We start from the raw sequence: 8,921 nt of genomic DNA, 5'->3' as shown, positions 1-8,921 counted from the left end.
AGGATCTGATGATGAAAGGAAAGCGGAATCAGCTTGGTCTGCTCATACGAGTAGTCTTTATATCGGGCCATCTCTCCTCCTTCCGTCGCGAAGTTTACAGCAGAGGAAAGAAAGAAGGAAGAAAATTTTCACGGCTTGAGGGGTTTTTCTACATCCTCAACGGCGTGTTCAGCCACACTCGTATGCTTTGACGTTCCTTATTCCTCCACCGGCGTTAGGAGCTGCAGCCGCGGTGTACATAGGGAGCGGAGAAATAGACGCAGTGGGTGGACTGATTTCAATGGCTGACTCGACGTGTTTCTGGAGGGGGCGCGCTCCAATCTTTCACCAGACTCTTGAGCGCCTCACCTGATTCAGGCCAGTAGTGCAAGATTGCGGGATCTAAGTCGCAATGTAAACGGCGCCACTTTCTCGAACGCCATGACACGGTGAATTTCCCGACCCATAGGGCAACTTTTGCGTTAACAGTTCATTCTTGTCAAGTTATCCGGTTTCTCGGGCAGGCCGGCGACTGGATTTCACTTTGTCGTGCAAAAATTCCGGCGCCAGATCGGCGCCATTGTCCCAAACAAGCGTGTGAAGCTCAGGGTGAAGCTGAAACCGCTTGAACGCAGCGACATCGCGGAGAGGCTCGAAAACGGGACCGGACAGCTCCGGCAACAGGTCCACTTCGCCCTCGGCTCCATCGCTGAACCTGACCCAAACCACAAAATCCCTAATATATTTTGCGTCGACTAATCGATATTCCATTAAACTACTCCAGCGGGTCAATTCTATTTAATGGCCGTCGCTCGCTTGCAAGCCGCCAATCTTCCAGAAGCTCAGCTTTGTGAGCCGCCATCCATTCCAACACATGCGCCAAGGCGCGTCTGGGAAATCTACCAACGACGATACCGGTCTCGATTTCAACCGTGATCTCAAACTCACCATAATACGCGTGAAAGTGCGGCGGGGCGTGCTCGCGGTGGAACATCGCAATGACTATTCCAAGGAACCGGCTGATTTCCGGCATGCATCCCCGCCCCAGGCTCCAAAGACGATCAACCATTGTAGCGGTGCCACGGTCCACACGCAACGGTACTGGTACCAGTACCCACGCAACCAATCCCTGGTGCCGAACATCACGCACATGACAGAAATGTTGCCGACCGCTTAGACAAGACTGGATGGCGCAAAACCGCCTTTCAATCTTCCCCAGGCGTCAGGAGTTGCAGCCGGTGGCCGTCGGGGTCGGAAAAATAAATGCAGTGAGGATCGCCCTTGCGGCCGTTGACCTCGATCCCCTTTTCTTCCAACAAAGCTTTCACCTTTTCATACTCTCCGGATTTCAGACGCAGGGCCATGTGGTTCAGCTCGCTGCCGCCGTGGATCTCATTGCCGTTTTTCGCTTCAAAAAGCGCGATCCCCTGGCTTCCGCATTTTAGGAAAAGCTGCCACGATCTTTCGTGCTCGACCTCCATGCCCAAAAAGTCTACGTAGAACTTCTTCGACCGCGCAAGATCTTTGACGTGCAGCACCACGTGATCGATACCGGTAACCTTAAGAGCTGTTTTCATGGCTTGCTCCTTTTCTTGTGCTGCCGGTATTTTATTGCAAGCGGGCGATCCGGTAAAGAGAGATTCTTCGCTGCGCTCAGAATGACCCGGGGTGCTTGGGCATTCCGTCAGGCGACGTGGACGGACCTCGCTTCCGTCATCCTGAGCAACGCGAAGGATCTCTCCCCTATTCATGTTTGAAAGTAAGATGTGTTATTAAGCTGTCATGAAGATACTAATGACAATGATCATGCCGGCGTTTCTGTCGCTCGCCCTGGCCGCGCGCGCCGCAGAGCTTGCCGCAATCCCCTCGCCGGCAGCCATCAAAGAATGTCTCGGCAAAACCGGAAGCAGTGAATGTCTGGATCTGCTCTTTAGAGCAGGCCTGGCAACCCAATCGCCCGGCGATCTTCTCAAATCGATTCAGAACAACGGCGACGCCGATCCGAAGCTGCGCCTTTCCTGCCATCCGATCGTTCATGCATTGGGGCGAGAGATTTTCCGCCTGAAGGGCAACATCCACGACGCCTTCATGTCATGCGACCAGACCTGCCACTCCGGATGCTATCACGGCGCGGTGGAGCGCTTCCTGCGCGGCGACGAAGCACACCTCGCGCGACACGTCACGCAGGATGAGATCGCGCGCAAGGCTGCGGCGGCTTGCGATTCAAAAAGCCCGCTGCGCGTTTATTTCCAGTGCCTCCATGGATTGGGGCACGCCGTCATGTACTTCACCGAAAACCAGATCGATCCATCCTTACATGCCTGCGACTCGCTGCCGGACTCTTGGAGCCGGGAGGTCTGCTACGGCGGCGTCTTCATGGAAAACGTTTTTTCCTCCAACCCGGAAAAGAGAAACGTGAGCGCCACCGATTACCACTATCCCTGCAACGAAGTCGTGCCCAAATATCGCGGCGCGTGCTACCTGATGCAGACGTGGCGCATGCAGGAGATGGGCCTCGCGACCGAATTGCTCTTCGACGAGTGCGCCAAGGCGGGGCGGTTTGAAACGGAGTGCGCGCAGTCGATCGGACGCGACCTGTCGAACGCGGCTCGCGGCGGCGACAGCCGCCCGGCGGCTGAACAATGCGAGCGGGCCGAAGGCGAGCCGCGCCGCGCCTGCATTCGCGGCGTCGTCTACGCGCTGATCGACAACACCTGGGACACCAGCTACGCCGCGCCCTTTTGCTCCGCGCTCCGCGATGAGGACAGCGCATACTGCAACCAGGAAAGCAAAGATTATTTGAGAATGTTCGTCGGGAAATGAGTCCGTGAGAACTTATTCGTTAGATCCGCTGCGCGCCGACCAACGAGTCCGACTCTCTTTCCTGCTGCTTTTCCTCCTGCTCGCAGGCTGCACCAAGCTCAAGCAATGCGCCTACGAAGGCATCGGCCGCGACGAATGGCAAAAGCCCGACGAGGTCATTCGCGCGCTCGACATCCGTCCGGGAGATCGCGTTGCCGACCTGGGCTCGGGTGGAGGATACTTTACTTTCCGGATGGCAAAGGCGGTGGGACCATCAGGCAAGGTCTACGCGGTGGACGTAGACCAAGGATTGAACGATGCGCTCGCGAAACGGGCAAAGCAGGAAAGTTTCGCCAACGTCGAGGTTATTCTCGCGAAAATCAATGACCCGCTCCTGCCGATATCCGGCGTGGATCTTATTTTCACCAGCAACACCTATCACCATTTAAGCGACCGCGTTAAATATTTTGCCGACGCCCAGAAATACCTCCGCCCCAAAGGTCGCGTGGCTATTGTGGAGTTCAACGGCAAAGGAGGATGGATCGAAACCATGCCGGGCCATCACACGGCGAAGGAAGTGATCGTCAGCGAGATGAAACAGGCGGGCTACGCTCTACAAAGGGATTTCGATTTTCTGCCGCGGCAACATTTTCTTATCTTCGCGAAAGCGACGGAGTAACGTTTTCTTTCCGTCCGTCAGCCGGCCGACGCGAGAGCGCCGCTTCCCGGACGGGGAGCAGCGCTTTCCCAGCTCACGCAATTTCGCTTCGCTCAGAGGAAACCCGAACTGCTCGTTGCGCATGCGCAGGCGTTGGCTTGAGACCTGGCGGATTATTTCCGCGACGCGGTCGAAATCTTCGCGGCGCTGCACGAGCTGCTCCAGGTTGCGCGCGCCGGCGTTTTTATGGTCCACCTCGTCACGGTGAATTTCCTTGAACGCCGCGGCGATCTTTCTTTCGATCGCGCCTTTTTTGAGGCGCACGCAGACCTCGTAAAGCGCGCCGCCACCGCCTTCGGTCAGCGTGACGGCGGCGCGTTCCAGTTCCTCGTCTTTGCGTCTCATCTCTTTGTCGCTCGGAGTCTTCGAGCCGTGGAGCAGCGCGGCGTAGGTTTTCGAGTACCGCGCCCGCACCCGCGCGAGCTTCTTGTCTTCCGGCAGCCACACCAGATCTCGCGGCGTCAGCTTCTTGCCGCCGATCGCTTCGAGCAGATCCATAACCAGCCGCGCGTGCTTGGTTTCTTCCGCCAGCTTCTCGGCGATTTCTTCGAACTCGCGCCGATCGACTTCGCCGTCGAAACGCGAATAAAAAGCGGCGAGGAGCTTCAACAGCGGATGGATCGCCGCATGCTCTTTGTAAGCCTGCGCCTTGAGCCAGTGAAGGTGGTCTTTTTTGCTTCTCCGCTTATCGAAGTATGCCTTGACGATCTCCGCCTCGGCTCGTCGATAACTTTCGGCCAGCGCTCGAAGCGCCGCGACGTAGGATTTCATATGCTCTTAACATGCGGAGCGCCGTTATGGTTCGACAAGCTCACCACGAACGGCGCTTTCCTAACCCGTTCGCACTGAGCCCGTCGAAGTGCAAGACTATCAGGAGACGCCCAATCATTTTCACTCCTAAGGAGAGGGGCGCGGCACAACCGCGCCGCATTTCTTGCAGGTCCTGAGCGATTCGTCGCCGTAGAAGCGCTCATGGACTCGCCCCACCGGGTCCTGGCTGTAATCGCCGACCGGCACGGAGACTTCGTAAACTTTTTCACCGCAGCCCTCGCACAGCCACAGGAATCGGTCCTCCTCGCCGGCGCGCCGCTTGCGCTCGATCACGACGAACCAGGCGTCCTCGGTCACGCGCGGAGAATGGGGCACGCCTCCCGGGCACAACAGGAGCTGGCCGGGACGGATCAGCGCGACCTTCCGCTCGCCTTCAGGCGTGAGGTAATGGAGGTGCTGCTCGCCGGCGAGCTGTAGCGTGACCTCATCGCTCGGATCGACGTGAAAATCCGTTCTCATCTTGCGGCCGCGGCTCAAAAAGGCGATCGATTCCGAGTCCTGCCACAGCACCCGGCGGCCCTTGCCGGCATCGCGCACGTTTTGAATCGCTTCGTGAAGATCGACGGCGGCCAACTCCTTCATAGCAACCTCCTACAAACTTGTAACAGCCATGTTAATTGAATCACGCTGGCTCCGGCAACCATCAACTATTTTCGATTTTAGATTTTGGATTTTCAATTAAATCCAAAATCGGCTCAGCCTGAGGCTGATCAGTCCTTTGGGCTGAAATCGAAAATCTAAAATAAGCTACGGCCCGGCCATCCGGACCGACGGTTTGCCGATATGGATGTGCGCGCCGGTCGCTGACCCCGCCATCTTTCCACGAATAGCTATGAACGGGATGCCGGCTTTGCGGAGATATTCCATGAGCGCACGCCCTTCTACGCTGTCCGGATGGAGCGCCACGTCCATCGCGTTGCTGTGATCGAACTTCATGCGCCGGTGCAGCTCCGTCTCGCCGCGCGCGCTCACCGGAAGCGAACGGCCGAAGCGCGAGGCGAAAAACGTCTCGATCTTTCCGGAGTCCGCCAGCGACCACGGCGCGCCGCCGTTGTAGCGGACCAGCGACGCGCTCTCGCTGTAGCCGCCGGGCGGCAGCGCCGGCAGCGTCAGGAGCGCCGCGCGCGCTTCCGCCTCGCCGAGGACCATCTCGGCTTCCTCGATCCTCCGGCGGATGTCGGCGAGCTTCGCTTCCGCCGCGGCCAGCTCGAGCTTTTTCTGCTCCCATTCCTGGCGGGCGATATAGCCTTTGTCGAGCCACTGCGCGCGGAACTTCACCTCTTGTTCCAGCCGCTCTATCTCCACAGCTTCGAGCTTCGCTTGGTGCGTAAGCTGGTCTCGGTACTCCCCCGTGGTGCGAATGACCTCCGCGTTCAGCCGCAAGGTCTCGTCGCCCGCGCGAGCGGACCCCGCCGGCTTGGCGGCAGACGCCTTGCTCTTCACCTGGGCCGAAGCGGGCGCGGCAAGAACAGCGAGAACCAGAGCAGCGATCGTGCTTGCCAAAAGTCTCATAAAAGGCTCGAATGAACCCCCACTAAATCTCCCCCTTGCTAAGGGGGAGACAAAGGGGGTCTGGACTCCCGCTTCAGTCTGAGGCTGATCCGTCCTCTGGCGGATGCGCGGGAGTGACATCCTTTTTTAGCGCGTGAAGGGCAGAGTTTTTTGGCATGGCTAAAAGTATAATGATATTACTCGTAGCAGCCCGACGGCGTAAAGGAAAGAAGCTTGCTACGTTCACAGAAAATTAGTAGCTTAGGGAAACTCCCCGGAGAAAAACATTTGGCCCGGAAATATGTCCTAAAACGGAGCGACCTCCCTTCCGGTTCCATTTCAGGGATCGATTACCGCAAGGAGCTGAACGAAGCGCAGTTCGAAGCGGCCACCGCCGTGGACGGCCCGGTCCTGGTCATCGCGGGCGCCGGAACCGGCAAGACCCGCACCTTGGTTTATCGCGTGGCGCGGCTCATCGATCTGCGCATCGATCCGCGGACGATCCTGCTCCTCACCTTCACACGGCGTGCGGCCGAAGAGATGCTGCGCCGCGCGAGCCTCTTGATCGACAACCGTTGCGACAAAGTGGCCGGCGGAACGTTTCACTCGTTCGCCAACACAGTGCTCCGCCACCACGGCCCCAAGATCGAGCTTCTGCCGTCGTTCACCATCATGGACCGCCCCGACAGCGAGGACATGGTCCAGCTTCTCCGCGCCGAGCTGGGATTGAACACCAAGGAGAAGCGCTTCCCGCGCAAGCAGACCGTGGCGGAAATTTACAGCATGGCGCTGAACAAACAGTGGACGATCCCGGATCTGATCGAGCGCGACTATCCTCATCTCTATGAGTACCTCGAAGATCTCCTGCGCTTGTACGAGCGCTACGTCGATTACAAAAAGATCCGCGGATTGCTCGACTACGACGATCTCCTCATCAAGCTCAAGGAGCTTCTCAGCGGCGACGAGCATGTGCGCCGGCGGCTCTCGGAAACCTACCGCTACATCATGGTGGACGAGTATCAGGACACGAACCGTTTGCAGGCGGACATCGTCCGGCTCCTCGCCGCGGCGCACGACAACGTCATGGTGGTCGGCGACGACGCCCAGAGCATCTACTCGTTTCGCGGCGCCAACTTCCGCAACATCATGGACTTCCCCAGGGATTTTCCCGGCGCGCGCATCATTTCGCTGGAGGAGAACTACCGCAGCACGCAGCCGATCCTGAACTTCACGAACGAGATCATCTCGCGGGCGGCCGAGAAGTACGAGAAGCGTCTTTTCACGAGCAAGCAGGAAGGCGACACGCCGCTGCTCGTCCAGGCCGAGAGCGAGCCGATGCAGTCGCGCTTCGTCTGCCAGAAAATTTTAGAGCTGAGAGAAGAAGGCGTGCCGCTGTGGGACGTGGCGGTGTTGTTCCGCTCCAGCTTTCATTCCTTCGATTTGGAAATCGAGCTCACGCGCCACAACATCCCGTTCGTCAAGCGCGGCGGCTTCCAGTTCATGGAGACCGCGCACATCAAGGACGTGCTCGCGCACTTGCGCATTCTCGCCAATCCCCAGGACGCGATCTCCTGGGGCCGCGTGCTCTCGCTCCTGGAAGGAGTCGGTCCCCAGGCGAGCCAGAAAATCATCCACTGGCTGCTCGAGGGCTCGAACCCGAGAGAGCGCCTGCGGTCGTTCGAAGCCAAAGGCAAAGTCGCGCACGGTTTAAGAACGCTCGCGCAGGTATTGGAAGTCTGCTCCGAGGCGCAACGGCCGGCGGAAAACACGCAATACCTGATGCAGTATTACGCGCCGATCTTGAAGCGGAATCACCCCGAGGACTATCCCAAGCGGATGAGAGACCTGGAGCATTTTCAGGGCATGACCGAGCGCTACCGCAGCCTGGAGCGGCTCTTGACCGACATGGCGCTCGAACCGCCGACGGACAGCGTGGACGACGTGCTCGCGGTCGATCCGGACGAAGGCCCGCTGGTGCTCTCGACGATCCACTCGGCCAAAGGCCTCGAATGGCACTCGGTCTTCATCATCTGGGTGCTGGAGGGACGGTTCCCGTCCTATTACAACATCAACACCGCCGAGGAACTCGAAGAGGAGAGACGGCTTCTCTACGTGGCGGCGACGCGCGCCAAGGAAAATCTCTTCATCTCCTATCCGATCAAGATTTTCGACCGCGGCCTGGGCACCGTGCTCTCGCGGCGGTCGCAATTTATCGAAGGCATTTCCGAGGAGCTGCTGGAGCCGGTGACCTTGGTCGACGAGGAAGACCATCGCGACTGGGAGGACTGAGCATGGTACGTCTCTGGTTGAACATCATCGTCTTTATCAGCGGGGCCGTGCTCATGTCTTTGGAGATCGTAGGCTCGCGCGTGCTCGCGCCCTACTTCGGCAACTCGATCTTCGTCTGGGGGAGCCTGATCTCCGTCGTGCTCGCCGCCCTGAGCGTCGGCTACTACTGGGGCGGCCGGCTCTCCGAGCGCAATCCATCGTTCGCGCGGCTGCTGCTCCTGCTGCTCATGCCCGGCGCGATGATTTTCACTCTCCCCTTCTTCTATCCCACGGTGAACCTGTGGGTGGCGGAGACCGATTTCGGCGCCCGGGCGAACCCGCTCATCGTCAGCACGATCTACTTTCTCGTGCCGGGGATTTTTCTCGGCACGATCTCGCCCTATGCCATCCGGCTCGGCGCGACGGCGCTATCGACCGTCGGCAGCACGGCCGGCACGCTCTACGCGCTCTCCACCTGCGGCAGCATCTTCGGCACGCTCTTCACCGCTTTTTATCTGATACCGGCGATCGGCGTCGCCAACATCATCCACGCGCTGGGACTCACGCTCCTGCTGCTCGCGCTGGTCATGTGGCCGCTGACGCGCGCGCACGGCGAGAAAGTGCGTGGCCGCGCCGGGGCCGTGACGAAGGCGGCCGTTGTCATCCTTCTCACCCTGTTCTTCATAACGTTGCCTCTGTCGGCGTGGTCGGTCTATCGAACGCTCTACGAAAAAGACTCTTTTTATCACCACATCCGTGTGAACCAGGACGACGAGGCTCGCTACATGTACTTCGATCAGACGCTCCAGAGCGCGATGAACCTGAACGATCC

The 8,921-nt window shown here is 58.9% G+C and carries 11 protein-coding genes; 5 read left to right on the top strand and 6 right to left on the bottom strand.

From position 1 onward, the window contains the following. A partial coding sequence (locus tag VGL70_25020) for a hypothetical protein (GenBank protein HEY3306795.1) occupies positions 1 to 191 on the top strand: 191 nt, incomplete at its 5' end. A 292-nt stretch (positions 192 to 483) separates the two neighbouring features. On the opposite strand, the gene VGL70_25015 is transcribed toward VGL70_25020, so the two are convergent. From VGL70_25015 to VGL70_25005, 3 genes are all read right to left on the bottom strand, one after another. Beyond that, positions 484 to 750, bottom strand: a complete 267-nt coding sequence (locus VGL70_25015; GenBank protein ID HEY3306794.1) for a DUF2442 domain-containing protein — start codon at positions 748 to 750, stop codon at positions 484 to 486. Positions 751 to 754: 4 nt separating this feature from the next. After that, positions 755 to 1,012 carry a DUF4160 domain-containing protein gene (locus VGL70_25010; GenBank protein ID HEY3306793.1) on the bottom strand — a complete coding sequence of 86 codons (258 nt, stop codon included), beginning with the start codon at positions 1,010 to 1,012 and terminating at the stop codon, positions 755 to 757. 172 nt (positions 1,013 to 1,184) lie between these two features. After that, positions 1,185 to 1,556 (bottom strand): VOC family protein, encoded by a 372-nt coding sequence (locus VGL70_25005; GenBank protein ID HEY3306792.1) that lies wholly within the window; start codon positions 1,554 to 1,556, stop codon positions 1,185 to 1,187. A 217-nt stretch (positions 1,557 to 1,773) separates the two neighbouring features. Here VGL70_25005 and VGL70_25000 point away from each other — a divergent pair, with 217 nt between their 5' ends. Both VGL70_25000 and VGL70_24995 read left to right on the top strand, forming a co-directional pair. Further along, positions 1,774 to 2,802 carry a hypothetical protein gene (locus VGL70_25000; protein HEY3306791.1) on the top strand — a complete coding sequence of 343 codons (1,029 nt, stop codon included), beginning with the start codon at positions 1,774 to 1,776 and terminating at the stop codon, positions 2,800 to 2,802. 4 nt (positions 2,803 to 2,806) lie between these two features. Continuing rightward, the gene (locus tag VGL70_24995; protein HEY3306790.1) at positions 2,807 to 3,460 is read left to right on the top strand and encodes a methyltransferase domain-containing protein; all 654 of its coding nucleotides are present in this window, start codon (positions 2,807 to 2,809) and stop codon (positions 3,458 to 3,460) included. Here the strand turns inward: VGL70_24995 and VGL70_24990 are convergent. The 3 genes from VGL70_24990 to VGL70_24980 all read right to left on the bottom strand — a co-directional run bounded on the left by VGL70_24990 (position 3,395) and on the right by VGL70_24980 (position 5,842). Next, complete coding sequence (locus VGL70_24990; GenBank protein HEY3306789.1) at positions 3,395 to 4,270, bottom strand: hypothetical protein; 876 nt, start codon at positions 4,268 to 4,270, stop codon at positions 3,395 to 3,397. The genes VGL70_24995 and VGL70_24990 overlap by 66 nt on opposite strands. 126 nt (positions 4,271 to 4,396) lie before the next feature. After that, complete coding sequence (locus tag VGL70_24985) at positions 4,397 to 4,912, bottom strand: 3-hydroxybutyryl-CoA dehydratase (GenBank protein HEY3306788.1); 516 nt, start codon at positions 4,910 to 4,912, stop codon at positions 4,397 to 4,399. A 165-nt stretch (positions 4,913 to 5,077) separates the two neighbouring features. After that, positions 5,078 to 5,842, bottom strand: coding sequence for a hypothetical protein (locus tag VGL70_24980; GenBank protein ID HEY3306787.1), 765 nt, complete (start codon positions 5,840 to 5,842; stop codon positions 5,078 to 5,080). A gap of 267 nt (positions 5,843 to 6,109) precedes the next feature. On the opposite strand from VGL70_24980, the gene VGL70_24975 reads away from it, so the two are divergent. Together VGL70_24975 and VGL70_24970 are read left to right on the top strand one after the other, a co-directional pair. Continuing rightward, entirely contained in the window at positions 6,110 to 8,110 is a 2,001-nt protein-coding gene (locus VGL70_24975; protein HEY3306786.1) for an ATP-dependent helicase, read from the top strand. A gap of 2 nt (positions 8,111 to 8,112) precedes the next feature. After that, positions 8,113 to 8,921: fused MFS/spermidine synthase (locus VGL70_24970; protein ID HEY3306785.1), on the top strand; the 809-nt coding region annotated here is incomplete at its 3' end.

Source organism: Candidatus Binatia bacterium (assembly GCA_036504975.1).
Taxonomy (GTDB): domain Bacteria; phylum Desulfobacterota; class Binatia; order UBA9968; family UBA9968; genus JAJPJQ01.
Note: the sequence above shows the minus strand (reverse complement) of the source record. Positions and strands in the feature narration are given on the sequence as shown.

Excerpts from the sequence above, each read along its gene's own strand:
- VGL70_25015 (HEY3306794.1), bottom strand. The coding sequence starts at position 750 with ATGGAATATCGATTAGTCGACGCAAAATATATTAGGGATTTTGTGGTT.
- VGL70_25010 (HEY3306793.1), bottom strand. The coding sequence starts at position 1,012 with ATGCCGGAAATCAGCCGGTTCCTTGGAATAGTCATTGCGATGTTCCAC.
- VGL70_25005 (HEY3306792.1), bottom strand. The coding sequence starts at position 1,556 with ATGAAAACAGCTCTTAAGGTTACCGGTATCGATCACGTGGTGCTGCAC.
- VGL70_25000 (HEY3306791.1), top strand. The coding sequence starts at position 1,774 with ATGACAATGATCATGCCGGCGTTTCTGTCGCTCGCCCTGGCCGCGCGC.
- VGL70_24990 (HEY3306789.1), bottom strand. The coding sequence starts at position 4,270 with ATGAAATCCTACGTCGCGGCGCTTCGAGCGCTGGCCGAAAGTTATCGA.
- VGL70_24985 (HEY3306788.1), bottom strand. The coding sequence starts at position 4,912 with ATGAAGGAGTTGGCCGCCGTCGATCTTCACGAAGCGATTCAAAACGTG.
- VGL70_24980 (HEY3306787.1), bottom strand. The coding sequence starts at position 5,842 with ATGAGACTTTTGGCAAGCACGATCGCTGCTCTGGTTCTCGCTGTTCTT.